The sequence below is a fragment of the Botrimarina mediterranea genome (genome assembly GCF_007753265.1).
Classification (GTDB): Bacteria; Planctomycetota; Planctomycetia; order Pirellulales; family Lacipirellulaceae; genus Botrimarina; species Botrimarina mediterranea.
This window is the reverse complement of sequence record NZ_CP036349.1, coordinates 4,569,201-4,584,437: the sequence shown is the minus strand read 5'-3', so window position 1 is coordinate 4,584,437 and position 15,237 is coordinate 4,569,201. Positions and strand designations below refer to the sequence as shown.

15 protein-coding genes are annotated in these 15,237 nt (G+C 65.6%); 3 read left to right on the top strand and 12 right to left on the bottom strand.

Features of this window, described 5'->3' with window-relative positions:
• Positions 1 to 114: 114 nt before the first annotated feature.
• A complete protein-coding gene (locus Spa11_RS23060) occupies positions 115 to 300 on the top strand; it encodes a hypothetical protein (protein ID WP_145383254.1) in 186 nt (61 codons plus the stop codon).
• 611 nt (positions 301 to 911) lie between these two features.
• On the opposite strand, the gene Spa11_RS17660 is transcribed toward Spa11_RS23060, so the two are convergent.
• The 5 genes from Spa11_RS17660 to Spa11_RS17640 all read right to left on the bottom strand — a co-directional run bounded on the left by Spa11_RS17660 (position 912) and on the right by Spa11_RS17640 (position 5,200).
• Positions 912 to 1,199, bottom strand: a complete 288-nt coding sequence (locus tag Spa11_RS17660; protein ID WP_145114660.1) for a hypothetical protein — start codon at positions 1,197 to 1,199, stop codon at positions 912 to 914.
• Positions 1,200 to 2,016: 817 nt separating this feature from the next.
• On the bottom strand, positions 2,017 to 2,277 hold the full coding sequence (locus Spa11_RS17655; RefSeq protein WP_145114658.1) for a hypothetical protein: 261 nt from the start codon (positions 2,275 to 2,277) through the stop codon (positions 2,017 to 2,019).
• Positions 2,277 to 2,792, bottom strand: a complete 516-nt coding sequence (locus tag Spa11_RS17650; RefSeq protein WP_145114655.1) for a hypothetical protein — start codon at positions 2,790 to 2,792, stop codon at positions 2,277 to 2,279. Before Spa11_RS17650 ends, Spa11_RS17655 begins: the two co-directional genes overlap by 1 nt.
• Before the next feature lie 142 nt (positions 2,793 to 2,934).
• A complete protein-coding gene (locus Spa11_RS17645) occupies positions 2,935 to 3,576 on the bottom strand; it encodes a class I SAM-dependent methyltransferase (RefSeq protein ID WP_145114652.1) in 642 nt (213 codons plus the stop codon).
• Between the two features lies 1 nt (position 3,577).
• Entirely contained in the window at positions 3,578 to 5,200 is a 1,623-nt protein-coding gene (locus Spa11_RS17640) for a DUF3560 domain-containing protein (RefSeq protein ID WP_145114650.1), read from the bottom strand.
• A gap of 189 nt (positions 5,201 to 5,389) precedes the next feature.
• On the opposite strand from Spa11_RS17640, the gene Spa11_RS17635 reads away from it, so the two are divergent.
• Positions 5,390 to 5,605 carry a hypothetical protein gene (locus Spa11_RS17635; protein WP_145114648.1) on the top strand — a complete coding sequence of 72 codons (216 nt, stop codon included), beginning with the start codon at positions 5,390 to 5,392 and terminating at the stop codon, positions 5,603 to 5,605.
• Here the strand turns inward: Spa11_RS17635 and Spa11_RS17630 are convergent.
• The 5 genes from Spa11_RS17630 to Spa11_RS17610 form a co-directional block, all read right to left on the bottom strand.
• Positions 5,602 to 5,787, bottom strand: coding sequence for a hypothetical protein (locus Spa11_RS17630; RefSeq protein WP_145114647.1), 186 nt, complete (start codon positions 5,785 to 5,787; stop codon positions 5,602 to 5,604). The genes Spa11_RS17635 and Spa11_RS17630 overlap by 4 nt on opposite strands.
• A 345-nt stretch (positions 5,788 to 6,132) precedes the next feature.
• The gene (locus tag Spa11_RS17625) at positions 6,133 to 6,597 is read right to left on the bottom strand and encodes an ArdC-like ssDNA-binding domain-containing protein (protein WP_145114645.1); all 465 of its coding nucleotides are present in this window, start codon (positions 6,595 to 6,597) and stop codon (positions 6,133 to 6,135) included.
• A gap of 118 nt (positions 6,598 to 6,715) precedes the next feature.
• A complete protein-coding gene (locus Spa11_RS17620; protein ID WP_145114643.1) occupies positions 6,716 to 6,964 on the bottom strand; it encodes a hypothetical protein in 249 nt (82 codons plus the stop codon).
• A gap of 48 nt (positions 6,965 to 7,012) precedes the next feature.
• Positions 7,013 to 7,228 carry a hypothetical protein gene (locus Spa11_RS17615; protein ID WP_145114641.1) on the bottom strand — a complete coding sequence of 72 codons (216 nt, stop codon included), beginning with the start codon at positions 7,226 to 7,228 and terminating at the stop codon, positions 7,013 to 7,015.
• A 29-nt stretch (positions 7,229 to 7,257) separates the two neighbouring features.
• Positions 7,258 to 8,046: a hypothetical protein gene (locus Spa11_RS17610; RefSeq protein ID WP_145114639.1), complete on the bottom strand. Its 789-nt coding sequence runs from the start codon at positions 8,044 to 8,046 to the stop codon at positions 7,258 to 7,260.
• Positions 8,047 to 8,759: 713 nt separating this feature from the next.
• Here Spa11_RS17610 and Spa11_RS17605 point away from each other — a divergent pair.
• Complete coding sequence (locus tag Spa11_RS17605) at positions 8,760 to 10,715, top strand: acyl-CoA dehydrogenase family protein (protein WP_197529487.1); 1,956 nt, start codon at positions 8,760 to 8,762, stop codon at positions 10,713 to 10,715.
• A gap of 559 nt (positions 10,716 to 11,274) precedes the next feature.
• Here Spa11_RS17605 and Spa11_RS17600 read toward each other — a convergent pair.
• Together Spa11_RS17600 and Spa11_RS17595 are read right to left on the bottom strand one after the other, a co-directional pair.
• Positions 11,275 to 13,176 (bottom strand): DUF7453 family protein, encoded by a 1,902-nt coding sequence (locus tag Spa11_RS17600; protein WP_145114635.1) that lies wholly within the window; start codon positions 13,174 to 13,176, stop codon positions 11,275 to 11,277.
• A gap of 534 nt (positions 13,177 to 13,710) precedes the next feature.
• On the bottom strand, positions 13,711 to 15,231 hold the full coding sequence (locus Spa11_RS17595) for a multicopper oxidase family protein (RefSeq protein ID WP_231933018.1): 1,521 nt from the start codon (positions 15,229 to 15,231) through the stop codon (positions 13,711 to 13,713).
• Between the last annotated feature and the right edge of the window lie 6 nt (positions 15,232 to 15,237).

Below are 15,237 nucleotides of genomic sequence, written 5' to 3'. Positions count from 1 at the left end.
GACTTCGTCTAACAGAGCCGCTTCCCCCCCCTTGAATGACGGCGCCAATCGCTGTGCGAGGTCGGGATGTCTGAAGGTTTTCACCGCCGGGGGTGATAACTATGAAGCAGTCGAGTGGCTTTCGCTGAGCGGGAGACCAACGACCTTGGGATGGCCGCCGCCAGCGCGCGAGGAGAAGCCGCCACAGGCCGAGCCTTCGGCGTCGTGAACAGTGACGCTCTGGGTCTCGACTGGGCGCGCGTTGGCTACTTTGCGAACGTCGAGGCCGAACGTGGCTGCTGCTATTGGGTGTTCAGGTAGATTGGCTGCCGAACGTCACCGATGCCGCTGTTGCACATAGTCAGCACGCCAAAGACGGCTGGAGCGCCTGGGTGACCGCCATCACCTACCCACGGATCGCTATGAGACGATGGCGCGAACGCCGGGGAGCAACTTGCCGATGGCCATGGTCCATGAACTCGTCAAGTCAATCAGGATCCGCGCGCCGACCGCTTGTGCTGAATTGGAAGTCGCCCTGCACGCCGCTGGCTATCGTCGACGCTACGCCAGCGTTCGTGTTCTCGATCACGGTCGGCAATCTGCGAGTGTTGGCCGCTGAGAGAGCTGCGAGCCTCGCGCCAGACCGACGATCACTAGGGGACATGAGCTGTTCTCGCAGTCGGCCCTTCACCGCCGCTTACGCCCATGCTTTCCCGCCCCCGCACGGGTTCCCCCAGGGCTGCTTACCGTGATCGCTCGGGCCGTACGTCGCTACATTATGCCCGGGCGGTCGCAAAACTCGTTGCGGGTAAGCATTCTTGCCCAGATGTCGTTCATCTATGGGCCCCCAGGGCTCCTTCGTCTTCTACCTGGGTTGCCGCCTTCGAGGACGGAGCCGCCCTCGTCAACGGTTCTTCATGCTATCCGTACCTCTACACGGCTACACCGTCGCGGACGTAGTAGTCACGGGCGTCGGCAATAAGCCGGTCGGCCAACTGGCGGACGGTGACCATTGGCGCCGGTAAAGAGTTGGCGCCGCCAAGCGTCGGTGCTTCGGTAACCTCTATGCCAAGCAGGAGACGAAGCATGACTTCGACGTAACGCTCTTGGGCTTCGGCCGAGCGCCACTGCCCGAGGTAGATGCGCCGCTCTGGGATGATCCAGACGCAGGCCAGATTGCAGGGCTTGAAGTGGCAGAACTTCGGGACTTTGACGGGCATTGGAGGGCTGGGGCTAAGTCCAACCGTTACGGTGTAACGGTGCTTGGCTCGCCGACAGCAGCTCTGGCCATCAGAGGGTTGGGCCGTAAGGCGCCACGCCGAGAGGAGTTAAAAGCAGTGGGCGATACAGAACTCGAATCTGTGACCTCTGCCGTGTGAAAACCGCTGCCAAATCAATGAGTATCAACGTTTCCCGCTTGATTTCAGGGTATTCTAGCAAGCAGGCGTGCTGTCGCAAGAATAGGCGCCGTGAATTGAGTGGACGCACTGATTAGCGGTACGCGGGTAGATTTAGTCAGCAGCAAAACGGTAGTACCGTTCATCTTTGCGGGTTGCTCCCGAGGGTTTCTCTTACCCCCTGACCGCCCTCCTCGGCGATAAGTTGAGACGCACGGTCGAGGTCACCCGTAGTGAGCCGTGGGTCATGTGCAGTGAGTGGGCATCTAGGGTGACCGCCCATGCCGTGACGCCAGTCGCCTCTCCCGCGGCCACCGTCGTATCGACTTGCGCCACTACCACATCCGATTCGCAGTGCCCTGCATGGTCTCGATGGAGGTGTGCCTCTTCCCTCAAGGCGTCGCCAACCTCCGTAAGGCTGGCCGTCATCGCGAGTCCGCAGTCGAACTGGTCAATAACGGCTGCGGCTGGTGGCGAAGGGAGCGAGGCGCCGAGAATGGAGGTCAACGTCCAAGACGTCTGCGGTGTCGTCGCGGGTAACAGGATCCGATCGCTGCTCGATACTCTCGCCTACGCTGGCGCAAAAAGGTGGGCCATTCCGCCCATCTCTCAAACACCATTGGTCTCAAGTCTCAGCCTCTCATTCCTCCGCCAACCGCGCGAGAACCCAGTCTCCCGCCGCGTCACGGCATGCGGTGAGCAGGTCGAAGGTTTGGGCCCAGTCGTCCTTGGTGTCGCTGCCGCTAGCGATCCGTGAGTGGGCCGCCTTGGCCAGTTCGGCCCACGAGACCGCCGCTCTATCGGCCTCGGCGGCCGCCGTCTCTGCTAGATCGAGCGCTTGACGTCGTGCGGCCGGGTCGTACCAAGTGTTGATGTCGTTGATCAGTACGAGGGCCGCCATCAAATCGGCGCCCCCCGGCGCCTCTGCGCGAATCGCTCGCTGGAGCAGAGCGCGGGGCTTTTCCGATCCCTTGCCGTACTTTGCGTAGAGGGGTCCGAAACGGGAGGACGGGTCGATACGCATGGGGCAACGGGGCGGGGGAGAGTCTGGCGGGCACACTCCAAGACGGACGCCAGTATATGGCACCACAGAAAGGACGCCACCAAAGCGCACGCCACGCGGCCCAGGACCGGCCAGTTGGCGGCGGCGACCTCTTGGTGGAGCCGCTGGTGCGCCCGGCGGTTGGCGCTGGCCGCCTTCTGCCGGCGGACGACGTCCCGCTTGGCCCGATTGACGCGGCCCGGGTCGCCCTTGCCGGCCGCCTCCTTCCGCAACGCCGCCTCGTGCTCGGCCAGGGCAACGCGTAGCCGATCGTCGGGGATGCGGTCGTAGCGGTGCGCCTTGAAGTCCAGGAAGCAGTAGCACCAGAAGAGCCAGGCGAGCAGCGCCCAGAGGTTGGGGTCGGAAAAGTTCATGAAAGTGGGCAGGGGGCACGAGAAGAGGAAATGTGGTGGCGAGTCGATTCGATCCGATTTGCCGGCGGGGCAGGGCCGCGGTTCGGCCGTGATCGCCCGAGCCGGTCACCGGGAAGCCGCGTCGCAAGCGTTCCCAAGAGGCTCAGCCGATCGAAAAAAGCACAACATCGGCCCGCGTGCCCTCGCTGGCGAAGCTCGCCGCGGGGAGACGCCGCCAGGTGGCCGCCAGGGGCCGCAGAGCGGCCTCCTGCCGCGTCCCGCCGTAGCAGAGGCCCACCAGCCGCCCCCCGGGCTTGAGCATCGCCAGGGCGTGCCTGGTGTGCTTGATGTCGGCGCCGCGGCGGAAGGGGGGATTCATCAGCACCGCGTCGAACGCGGGCCAGCGGGTGACGGGGACGGTCAAGAAGTCTTCGCGGCAGACCGTCAGCCGGCCGGGAATCCAGCGCAGGTGCAAAACCTCATCGCAGCACTCTTGCGAAACATCGACGGCGGTCACCTCGACGTTGTAGCCGTGCAGCGCCGTCACCAGCCGGCCGAGCCCCACGGAGGGCTCTAGCACCCGCCAGCCGGCCCGCGGGGCCAGTAGCTTGACCATCAGCTCGGCGATCACCGGCGGCGTCTGGAACAGGTTGTCCGAGACGATCACGCGGGGCGCCGCCCCCGGCTCCGCCAGATGGCGGAACCGGGGGGCCTGGGCGGCCATGTCTTCGCGGGCGGCCTCGTTCTCGGCCCGCAGGGCGAGGAGGCGCCGGTGGGCTGGGTTGGTGGGATTTTGCGGCGTCATGCTAGGCGACCTCCTGAGCGGTCAAGGATTGCTTGACAGTTGGGGGTTGGGCGGCCCGCTCGAACACGGCGGCCGGTAGCGGCTTCTGCGGCTTGTCGGTGAGCACGATCACGGCCGGGGCGTTGCTCGTGCAGATGGCGCCCTGAGCGGCGCGGACGCGGGCCAGCACCTGCGCCCCGTTCTTCGTCCAGTTGCGCCAGCTCAGCGGCGCCGCGGTGGTGACGGACCACACGTTGTAAGGGCGATCCTCACCGCTAAAACGGGAGTATTCGGCCTGCGTCATCCGCTTGACCTCGGCGGGCTTGCCGGGGTATTTGGCCAGGGCCGCCGCCGCGTTCGCCAAGTCTTGCAGGCGCTGGGCGTCTTCGTCGGTGGGGTTGATGAGCGGCGGCGCCTTGGGCTTGCGCTTCTTCTCCGCGGCGAAGCGGGCGCGCTCCTCGTCGGTCGGCGGCCGGTAGGCGTCTTCCCCCAGCCGCTCGACCTTCATCACCGACACGAACTGCTTAGCGTCGCCGTTGCCCCAGCGATCGACGCAGAGCACGCCCACCGACGACACGAGGCCGTCGCGCCCCTTGTTGACCTTCTCAACGCGAATCCGCCCGTCGGCGTCGTGGTGGATCGCCCGGCCCTGATACCAAGAGCGGCCGGCGTGGATGTAGCCGCCCGGCTCGATCTCGACCTCCTTGGCGCTGCCGCCTTGAGCGGCGAGCATCTGCCGTTCGTAGGCGATGCGGTTGCGGAGGTGGTCGCGGTGGCGCCCGTAGCCGCCCGCCGCGGGATCGGCCCGGTTCTCCAGCCACAGCGCGGCCGCCTCGGCGGCGGTCAGCGGGTCGGGCGTCAGCTCGCTATCCAAGAGCCGCCACAGCGGGCCCGTCTCGCCCGTGCGGGGGTGGGTGTAGTCGCGCGAGCCGTAGCCGATGTTGGCCAGCTTGACGGCCCAGCGGTGGGCCTGCTCGGCCGTGCCCTCGACCAGAGCCCAGCCGGCGACCTTCCGCCAGGCGTCGATTCGCGTCTGCGCCTCCTCGATGCCCGCCTCGATCTTCCGCAGGTCGCTCTCTAGCTTGGCGATCCGGCCGCGGCGGACGTGCGCCGATGACTTGTAGAGCGCGTGGCCGATGACGCCTGCCGTGCGGCGGGTCCAGTACTCGGCTTTGCTCCACTGGGTGACGGCGCGGCCGCGGGTGCGGTCGTGCCGGCGGGCGATCCGCTCGGCCCGCGCCGCGGACTGACAGCCGATCGCCTGCGGCCCCTCGTCGAAGGCGTCGGCGTGGCCGATCGCCTCGCCGAGCCGCTTGTCGCGGTAGCCGCCGAAGCGCTCGGCGCGGTCGGCGGCCCGCTCCTCGGGGGGCGTGTCTTCGTCTTCGATGTCGAGCCCCTCGGGCAAGAGAGCGAGCGCCATGTCTTCGCGGTAGACGGTCCAGACCGCGGCGAAGTCGCAGTCTTGCTTGGGCGTGGCGGTCCAGCCGTGGGCCCGTAGGGCGTCGTACACGGGCCGGCTCACGTAGCCGACGTAGAGGCGGAGCTTGTCGTCTTCGGGGCAGTAGGTGGCGCTGGCGCCGTCGATGGGGCCGCTATCGGCGAGCGCGGCGGCGTGGCGGGCGCGGTCTTCGTCGATCAGGTACACGGGGAAACCTCGTGGGGTTGTCGGCCAGAGTTACGGCCGGAGTGAAGGCCGGCGCCCCAGTGGGCGCCGTGTGGCGGATCATTCGGCACAGTGCCGAAGTTAAGCAAGCGTTGCGAGATGAGCGTGTGTGGACGGGTTGCGTCGTATCGGCGATTGTCTGAAAGTCTTGCTGACGGTACTCTGCGAGTAATGGCCAAGAGCAAACCCGCCGCCGTCCCCCCTCTCAAGCACCTTTACCGGATTACCCCGGCGGCGGCGGCCGTCCAGGTAAGCCGGCAGACGCTCCATTCGGCCGTTGGGCTGGGTTACGTCGCGTCCTATACGCTGGGCGACGGGCTGCCGCTGGTCGATCTGCGCGAAGTGAAGCGATGGAAGGAGGAGACGCATCGCCCGCACAGTTGCTAGGGGCGGAGCCGTTTGGCGGACTCGGTGGCGATCTGCACGGTGCGGGCCGGCTCGACGATGCGGAAGCGGTGCCCGTCGAACCACAGGCACAGGCGGCAGGAATCGCCCGCCGCGGCCTCGACGTCGATGACGAAGTTTTCCAGCCATCCGCGGCGGTCTACGTCGCCGAACAGATACGGCACGCGCTCGCCCGGGGCGGGCAGGTCGTCGGCGGTAGGGAGTCAGCCAAAGGTGCGTCCCTGTCTCGCGGTCGTGCTTCGTAAGGTCTTTGCGGTAGTGCTTGACGATCGGCCCGGCCAGAACAGCAAATCGCTCGTAAACAGTGGGCGGCGTCGTCTGCGTGGGGGTGACGTCGAACAGGGCGGCAGGGGCATTCGTGCTCATGGCATGGCGGCCTCGGGATGAAGGTCGGCGCCCCTGTGGGCGCCGGAAAGCAGCGAAGCGGCCGGCGGGGATGCGACATCCCGCGATAACGCAACGGCCGGGGGTGTGGGGAAGCCGCGTCGCAAGCGGCGACCAGGAACGCGTCAGGCAGCGTCGTGTGTGCCGGGCTTCACCAGTCGCGGGTTGTTCCACGCGGAGGGGCGAGCGCCGGCGGGTGCGTCGGCTGGGACCGTCTGCGACTCGTGGAACAGGAAAGCCGTTTTAAGGCGCAGGCCGTCGCGGGCCGCCGCGCCGCCGATCGAAGCGTCGCTGCCGCGACTCGAATCGTCATCAGTCGACTTGCCGCGGGTCGGAATCCAGACCTCGACGCGGACGCTGGTGGCGCCCTTGGCGACGCGGCGCCCAAGCGCTTGCCACGCCCGGAACGTTAGGACGTTTTGCCGTGGCCGGACGTCGAACGGATCGATGCCACAGTCGGCGAACGCGAACACTGCGGCCAGGTCGTTGCGGCTGGCGCCAGAACGGATGCGGGCTAGCGCCTCAGCCGGACTCTCCGTTTGATAAGTTGCGGTGGAAGCGGTGCCCGGCGAACGGTGCGCGGTAGCCATGGGAAACCTCTTGGGGTTATGGCCATCAGGCCGTGAAGGTCGGCGCCCCAATGGGCGCCGCGTCGCTTGATTTTATCGGCACTGTGCCGATACGGCAAGCGAATTTCCGCGGAAGTTGTCAGACCTCCGCGGGGTGGCCGCCGGTCGTGGGGTACATACGCAATCGCTTCGCGCAGGCGGCCGCCTCGGGCGAGTGGGCGCGAAGATCGGCGCGAATCACCTCGAGCACCGCGGCGCCCTGTTCGCGCGTAAAGCGAGCCGCGCTCCTGCGCTCTCCCGTCCAGCGCAGAAGCTTGCGGGTTTGGTGGTGAACGGAGCCGACCCAGCAGTGCGGCTCGCCGATCATGTAGAGTGTCGACTTAGCCATTGCTTACCTCTTGGGGTTGTAGGTCGGCGCCCTAGTGGGCGCCGCGTATCAAAACAGATCATGTTGGCCGGGCAGGCAATCGAGCCCATCCAGTAGCTTGCGTTGCGTGGCGGGCGCCGAGCAGAACGCAGCCTGCTTGCGCTTTGGCTCGTGGTTCGTGAGCACGAACGCGGCCGCCGCGTCATGCTCGGCCATGTCGTGGTGGGCGTGGGGCTCGTAGGCGCCGCGCTGGGGTGCGTGGCGGGGCTGGTTGTCGTTGGCCATGGTGGGTGCTCGTGGTGCTCGTGGTGGGGTTAGAACGGAACGGCGTCCAAATCGTCGGCCGCCGCGGCAAGCGCGGCGTGCGCCTCAATCCAGCCCAGCGCCTCCGCCAGATAGTCGCAGGCGCTCGGGGGGGCGTTGTCGGACGTGGCCAGATCGAAGAGCGCGGCCGAATCGAGGCCCGCATACTGCGGGAACTCCTCGCGGAGCGTCGCGGCCGCACAGTCCCAGCCAGCCAGCGCGGCCGAGTCTAGGTCGGAGCGGTCGAGGCGCTGCGCCATTAGGCGGACGTTACGGCGCCAGGCGCTGCGCTGGCGCCCGAAAAGCTCGGCGACGCGGCGCCGCAGTGCGTCCAGTTCTGCGGCGCCGTCGCGCTCGGCAAGCTCGGCCGCCAGCGCGCGGACGTCCGACCAGCGGACGCCAAGGCGCCGCGCCTCGGCCTGCAGCGCCTGCAAGCGGCCGCGGGGGGGCTCGGCCGCGGCCGCGGCGTCGCAAGCGACCACAAGCCAAGCGTCGGCGCCGTGGGCGCTGAGTTGAACGGCGCCGGCCAGGCGCGCGACGCTGACCAGGTCGGCGCCGCGGCCGGCCAGCCACAGCGCCAGCGCCTGCGCCGCTGCATAGGGCAGGACAACGGCGCCGAACGCCAACGCGTCGGGCGCCTCGGCGACGTCGCGAGCGCCGATGCGGGCGCCACGCTCGGTAGCCTCAAGCGTCACCGGGGCGCCGTCTGCTGCGTGAGCGACGAGCGCCGCACGAACAGCGCAGAGTAGTGCCGATGCGGGCGCCTTGTAGGCGCCGAGCCATTCTCGGGAATTAGACATCTGGCCGAATCCGAAGTAGGTCGGCGCCCCAATGGGCGCCGCGTGCTTCTATTATATCGGCAGAGTGCCGATGTGGCAAGCGATATTCCCGCGTTGTTTACGGGATTCTCGCCCCTTAGTTCCCCGCGGTCCGCGCTCAGCACGGCGCGCGCATTCCGCCGCATGTGACCACGCGAGTAAGTGCTCTCGTTTGCGTGTGAGGGGTGGTCGCGACGGTGGGGGCCGTCCGATGGACGTGTACTGCCGCTCAGCGGTCAAACTAGGGTCCTCCGGCGGGGTTCGGCCGGGGTCCACGCCGCGAACGAGGGGCAGTTGAAGACACAGTTTATTTCGCCAGAAGGACCATTCGACGCTTTGGCGGATGTGTTGTGCTTGGGGCGCTTTCAGGCGGACATTCGCAGCTACCCCAGGCGTTTCGCGGGCCCCGCGCACGACCAGTTATTGCCCATCGCTGGTCATGCAATTCAGCGCCATCTGGACCCACGAGATTCGGCGCCTCACGCACGCCTTCTGTCCTGCATTCGCTGTGGGCTGTTGAGGATCAACACGCCGCGACCTTGCCTGCTTTTTCTTGGCTCCCATCCTGCCGTGCGCGGGACAAACCTGTGTTGTGATACAATTGCGTCTTTCTCCGCCGGCTTGCTTCACTTCACGATGGCAAGCCCACGAGCCGCATAGCCAGCAGACGAAAACGGAACCCTATGATGGCGTCGATGACCTCTTCACGCCGGGCACGCGCTCTGCGTCTAGTTGGCGGCGTACTCGTCGTTCTCGTCCTCCAGCCCGCGCGGCTCGCTGCGAAGGAACTTCCCAAGCCACAACTGCTTTCGGACCTCTGCCCGTCGGCGGCAATCGCAAGCCTGCAGCAGCAGCAAGCGGACGGCGATGGTGTGTTTGTGGTGCAAAGGGAGGTCGATCGGCTGGTGCTGTTCGTTAACCCGGATGGCGGCGGCGGCTGCGCCGTTGCGACCGGGATCAATGTGCTGCAGTGCTTGCGGGCCATCGCGGGCGAAGAGCCTCTGGCCAATCCCCACCAAGCCCTGCTCAAGTTGCTCAGCGACCAGCCGCAGTTGCTCGAGGGGCGGGTGACCAACGAGGGGCTCACCGAGCTGATTGGGCGCTGCCAGGAGTGGCTGCCAGATCGTGGCGTCGATGTATCGGTACTGGTTGGTTCACATTCACCGCTCGGCGCGGGCTACGAGAGATGGGACGCCGCCGGTCCCAAGTTGGCCGTCAAGCCGCGCGAGTTGACACTACTGACTTACGAGGTGCGGACGGAGGCGGGCAAGGTGTTGGGCCGCCACTTCGTCGTGCTACGTCGCGTCGTTGGCAACAAGATCGACGTACTCGACCCGTTCCGTCCTCACAAAGACTCAAGCTATGTGCTGGAGTACCAAGAAGACCCCAAGGGGGGGCCGACCCGGGTCTACCTGCTGAGACCGGTCGGCGTGCCGGTGACGACGGACATCTACGAGCTCGACACCCTCTTCCGCGTAACCGTCAACGCCGAGCAGAGCGGTAACGTTACGCTCCGACCCACGGCCGCGGCAATTGAGCACGTCAAGTCGCAGATCGACAAAACAGATCGTCTGCTTAAGGGTACGGACGACTTCCTCAACCCGAGGCGGTGGCGGAAGGAGACCGCGGCGTTTGGCTTGCCAGGGCTCGATCTGCCGCCAGCTTGCGGCGGCAGCGGCTGGTCGGCTAGGCAAGTGCTCGACATCTTCCGGCACGCGGGCCGATATAACCTCAACTTCCGCGACGTCGTCGGGGGCGCCCATTCGCGTCCTCTTCTCAACTCCGATGACCCGGCTGTCTTGGAGGTAGTGCGGCAGGTTGCGCGGGGCGATGGCTACGTAGCGATCCTTCTTACCGAGCCCTCCGCTGGCAGCGACCTCAAAGCGCTCGCCACCGAGGCGGTGAAAGTGGACGGCGGTTATCGCATCACCGGTGAGAAGCGGTACAACGCCCGGCTGGCGCAGGCAAGCCATATGCTCGTCTTCGCCCAGGTCCCCGAAGACCCGCCTGGTTGGCTGACGGCATTCTTGCTGCCGAGCGACGCCCAAGGCGTCGCTATCAAGACGCTCGAGGCGCACGGGCTGGCGGGCAACTCCTACGGCGGCGCCGTTTTTGATGGGGTGTTTGTTTCCGAAGCGATGCGTATCGGCGACCAGGGCGACGGCTCGAAGCTCTTCTTCGAGCACTTCCCGTACTGGCGATTGATGCAGGTCGCCGCCGCGATCGGTACGGGTGAAAAGGCGTTGGAAAAGATGGCGGCGCGGATCGCGACGCGAGAGGCATTTGGGGCGCCGATCGGACGGTTCACGCACCTACAGCAAGCCCTCGGCCAATCGACGACGGAACTGAGGATGGCGTACGCCCTCGCCTGCGACGCGGCCGACCAACTCGACCGTGGCGACTATCGCGGAGCGCGCGCAATGATCTCCGGGCTCAAAGCCGAGGGCGTCGAAGCGGCGCTCCGCGCAGCCGACGCCGCGATGCGTGCCCACGGCGGGATGGGATATTCCGACGAGGTCGATCTGGGCGACCGCGTCCGCGACTTGATGGGGCTGCGGATCGCCGACGGGACGACCGATGTGATGCGGATGGACGTGGTGCGGCAGGCTTACGGCGAAGAATTTTGGGAGATGGCGATAGAGAACGATTGAGATCGTTCGACGTGCGTTTTGCGCCAGCCTACTTGTCAGTTGGTCCCGTAACGGGAGGATTGGAGTCTTACCCGCCTCGCTCGGTCGTCCTTAAGGTCCGGCTGTCGCGCACCGCCGCGGCGGGTGGCTTGAGCGAATGACCCGTCTGCTCGTGGACCCGCTCGCGGAGACGCCAATGCTGTCTGGGCTTCATCGACCCGAGGGGACTTTGGCGCTACTGTCGCCACTGTCGCGACCATCCACCAAGGAGCGGTGCTGGCCCTTGGTTGCGACACTCGCTTCGTGCCTCTAGCGTTTCACTTGTCCGCAGACTTGGCCGCATCGACAACTCCCCTCGGCGTGTCGGACCTACACTGTGTTGGACGCCAAGGCCGTCGAAGGAACTCGATCCGGCGCTCGTTCTCGGCCAGTCTGCAGCTTCGAATCCACTACTGTCGGATTGGACCGATCTGTGGTAGGCGAAGATGACCTCAGCAGATTCGGCTTTGTCGTTCGGCACCTCGGGTGAGGCAACGGACCGCACGTTCCAAAGAAGCCGGACAGCGGCCTCTGATGGGGATCAGCGGCGGCGGACTCCCGTCACGATGCCGGCCATCAATATCGCCATAGTGGCGGGCTCTGGGACGACGGCTGAAGCGGGGACCATCATGCCGTAGTTGTCTCGCCACACGTCGTACTGTGCGGGCCCGACGACGCCGCCGGCGGCGTCGTTCGCCAGCGTGCCGGCCGGGGCACCCACGTTGTCTCGCCACACGGTGTAGTCGGCGGCGTTGACCACGCCGTCGTTGTTGTAGTCGCCGGCCAGACCGGCTGCCGCGACGCGGCTCGACACGAAGACGCCATCGAAACTGTCGAGATTCGCCCAGAACACCAACTCGCCGTTATCGCTAAAGGGGCTGCGGACGCCGTCGGCGTTGCCCGTGTTACTGAAGAAGCGGAATTCAGTGAAGGTGCGAAAATCGCCCGGGGCGACTTCGACCGAGTCTCCTTCGCGGGCGATGAGCTGCAACACGCCATTCGAGTCGGTCGCCCAGATGCCGTCGTTGTCGTTCTCGGTGACGCCACCGAAGCCAACACGCAAGGAACCGCTAAACGCCACTTGGTCGCGGTGGTTGAGTAATGGGAGGCCACTAATGCTGTCAAAGATCGCTCCCGACACACCCGGGGCTGGCGAACCTTCCCGAGCGACGAGTTGGAGGTCCTGGCCCTTCTCGACCCACAACGCTGAATCGTCATCCGCGGTGACGCCCCCTACGCCCTCCTGCAGACGACCGCGGATGGCGAGATTGCTCTGGTTGTTCAACACGTAGTCATCAAAGGCGCCAAAGTTGGCCCCCGGAGCCCCGGGAGCGAAGTCGCCAGTTTGGTAAATCAGTGAGAGTTGCCCCCCGCGATTGGAATAAAGCCCTTCGTCGCTGTCGTAGGTCACGCCGCCGAACCCGGGACGCATGAAACCTCGAAACAAGATGTGTCCTGAGTCGTTAAGCCGTGGCGGTTCGCCAAAGGAATCGAAGAAGGCGCCGTTCGGCAAGCCGGGCGCCTGGTCCCCTTCGCGCAGCAAGAGCGACACGGGCCCGTCGAGCGTCGTCCACAGAGCCGCATCGTTATAACTATTGACGCCCCCTTCCCCTTGACGGAGGAACGCGCGAAAAGCGACCTGCCCATTGTTGTTGAGCGTCCCGGTCACCCCGTTGGTGGAGAGGCTCTCAAACACGGCGCCGGCCACTAGCCCCGGGGCCTGCGTCCCTTCTCGCGCCAAGAGTTGCAACCCACTCGGGCCATCGAGCCAAAAGCCGCTGTTGTTGGTCGCATCGACCGACCCGCCGGCGTCGCGCACCGAGGCATAGAACGCCGTGTGCCCGGCGTCGTTGAAGATCAAGTTGTCGATCGCGCTCGATAAGCCGGAGAACACCACGCCCGGCGGCGAACTCGGAGCCTGGTCCCCTTCGCGCATCACCTGGCGGAGTCCTCCCGGGCCCGCCGTCCAAATACCTGACTGGTTGTCGACTGTCACGCCTCCCGAACCTATCCGCAGCCCTCCGCTAAACGCGACGCGGCCTTGATCGTTGATGACGACCGTTCCGCCAAAACTCCCAAACACGGCGCCACTGGCTGCCGCGGGGGCCTGGTTCCCTTCGCGAACGAGGATGTCGAGTGCGCCGCTCGCATCCGACCAGATCGCAGCGTTGTCGTCATTGGTGACGCCCCCATAAAAGGTAGACATCTCGCCTTGAAAGGCGGTCTGCCCCGCGGCGTTGATCGTCGTGTCGAGCGCCCGGAAAAAGGTTGAAAACCGCGAATACCGTGATCCCGCCGGTCCCCCCGATGCGGGCTGATTGGTGACGGCGATCGTCCGGAGGTCACTGGCGATGGCGGGCGCGACGAGGATGAGCGGCAAGGCGTAAAGGAGCGGAACGCAGAGCAGCAGGCGCGAGCCGTTGTAGTTCGTTAGCGAAGGCATATCGAGCTATAGGATGAAGAGGGTATGCAGCACAAACCCTCGCAATTGTTGGCACTAGCGATTCAAGATCGCAGCGTTGTCAGAGATCGATGGACATCACATGGGCGAGTCAGTGATTGCCCAAACCGATTCGCGGTTCGTGGATCTACGCAGACGATCGGAGCTCCTGCAAGTATACACGGAGTGACCTTCCTGGGAGGAGCGTCGCCCGGCTCACCCCCGCCGGGCGCCACTGCTGGACAAGCCGGCCAGGGGCACCCAGGCTTCGCTATTCCAAAATCCCGTTGGGTGGACCAGCTCCAGCGACTTAGCTTGCCAAGCTAAGTGCAGAGTTCTTGTCCGAGATTTGACACCTCAGCGGCTTCGCGAGACGGCTTCGTGCGGGCGGCTGACGCACCCTCGGCGAGTTCGCCCGAGCCTGAAGTCCGCGAGGTGGATGCAACCGCTGTAGCAAAAAAATGCCTAGACTGCTGTCGGTGGGCGGATCGACGTAGATATAATGACTCATCCCTCACGAAATGTCGTGGCGGCGCACTAGCCGTGCGACATTCTTATCGCCGGTGTGTAATCGGAAGGATCGCCGAAGCGACGGACGATCTCCTCGAAGACCGAGCCTGGCTCCACGTGCTCGTCGGTCTCCATCACGAGGTGGTACAGGTCCTCGGGCAGCACCCGCACGGCGAGCATCAGGCCCATTAGTGCCATCGGCCAGCCCTTGCGCATGCCGAGCGTCTCGCGGCGGCCGACGATCGCGTCGCTCATCATCATGCCCATGTTCATCCCCTGCATGTCTTGGGGGTAACCGGGCACCGCGAAGCCGGGATCGGTATTCCGTAGCGCTGCTTCGGGAACGCGGTCGAGGTCCTTCAGATAGGCGTCGACCGATTGCCCGGGACGGACGCGAGGACCGACCTGCTTGGTCATGTGGTTCATCATGTGATGCACCATATGGCAGTGCATCATCCAGTCGCCCGGGTTGTTAGCGATGAACTCCAGCTCGGCCGCCTGGGCGACCGCGATCAACTCGGTGTTCCGCGGAATCCAAGCGGACTTGGGCGTCCGCGCGCCTTCGTGGCCGGTGACCCAGAACGTATGCCCGTGGAGGTGGATCGGGTGGTGCTGCATCGGCGAGAAGTTGAGGATGCGGATCCGCACCCGCTCGCCGTGCTTGACCACCAGCGGCGAAATGTACGGCGCGCTGCGACCGTTGATGGTGTGCCAGTTCCAGTCCATCCTCCAGGAGTCGGCCACCGTCTGGGTCGGCTCGATGAAGAAGTTCTGGAAGATCAACCCAAAGTCGCGGTCGACCGGCGGGTCCCAGTCGCTCCTCGGATGGACGATGAACCAGCCCACCATGCCGAACGCCTCCTGCATCGCGACATGCGAGTGGTAGAAGAACGTCCCTTCTTCGTGGAAGGTGAACTCGTAGCGGAAGCTTTCACCCGGCTTGATCGGGTTCTGCACCAGTGAAGCAGCGCCGTCGTATTGAATGCCGCACTCGAAGCCGTGCCAGTGCATGAAGGTCTCTTCGGGCAAATCGTTGGTGACGATGACCCGCACCCGATCGCCTTGTGTGACCTCGATCGTCGGCCCCGGCAGGCTGCCGTTGTAGCCGTAGACGTTCATCTTGTAGCCGGGTAAGAAGTCGGCCTCGACGGGCGTCGCGTGGAGGTGAAACTCCTTGACGCCGTCCTTGATCTCGTAGGGGAGCGATGGCACGTCGGGCGCGACGAACGGCGCCCGGCCTGCTGCGGGATCGCGGAGGCCCGGCACGAGCTTGCCGAGATAGAAGTCGCTGTCGGGGCTGTTGCCGCGACTCGGCGCGAAGCGATGGAAGCCCTCGTACTCGTCCTGAGCGCCGGCGGGCCGGCCCGCCGAGGGGTCGCCTACAGGTTTCGGCAGCTCGTGCCGCCTCTCACCATCGTCCGGCATCCCATGACCGCTGTGCTGTGCCATCCCCGCCGAAGTGGCGGCCAAGGCGCCGCCCGCGGCCAGCGCCGACGTACGGAAGAACTCACGACGCGGCGGACGGTTCGAGTTCTGAGGCGTGCTCATGATCGA

Bases quoted from the DNA above. Each gene is read 5' to 3' on its own strand.
- Spa11_RS17660 (WP_145114660.1), bottom strand. From the start codon at position 1,199: ATGCCCGTCAAAGTCCCGAAGTTCTGCCACTTCAAGCCCTGCAATCTG.
- Spa11_RS17625 (WP_145114645.1), bottom strand. From the start codon at position 6,597: ATGGCTACCGCGCACCGTTCGCCGGGCACCGCTTCCACCGCAACTTAT.
- Spa11_RS17645 (WP_145114652.1), bottom strand. From the start codon at position 3,576: ATGACGCCGCAAAATCCCACCAACCCAGCCCACCGGCGCCTCCTCGCC.
- Spa11_RS17610 (WP_145114639.1), bottom strand. From the start codon at position 8,046: ATGTCTAATTCCCGAGAATGGCTCGGCGCCTACAAGGCGCCCGCATCG.
- Spa11_RS17620 (WP_145114643.1), bottom strand. From the start codon at position 6,964: ATGGCTAAGTCGACACTCTACATGATCGGCGAGCCGCACTGCTGGGTC.
- Spa11_RS17600 (WP_145114635.1), bottom strand. From the start codon at position 13,176: ATGCCTTCGCTAACGAACTACAACGGCTCGCGCCTGCTGCTCTGCGTT.
- Spa11_RS17635 (WP_145114648.1), top strand. From the start codon at position 5,390: ATGGCCAAGAGCAAACCCGCCGCCGTCCCCCCTCTCAAGCACCTTTAC.
- Spa11_RS17650 (WP_145114655.1), bottom strand. From the start codon at position 2,792: ATGAACTTTTCCGACCCCAACCTCTGGGCGCTGCTCGCCTGGCTCTTC.
- Spa11_RS17655 (WP_145114658.1), bottom strand. From the start codon at position 2,277: ATGGCGGCCCTCGTACTGATCAACGACATCAACACTTGGTACGACCCG.
- Spa11_RS17605 (WP_197529487.1), top strand. From the start codon at position 8,760: ATGACCTCTTCACGCCGGGCACGCGCTCTGCGTCTAGTTGGCGGCGTA.
- Spa11_RS17595 (WP_231933018.1), bottom strand. From the start codon at position 15,231: ATGAGCACGCCTCAGAACTCGAACCGTCCGCCGCGTCGTGAGTTCTTC.
- Spa11_RS17615 (WP_145114641.1), bottom strand. From the start codon at position 7,228: ATGGCCAACGACAACCAGCCCCGCCACGCACCCCAGCGCGGCGCCTAC.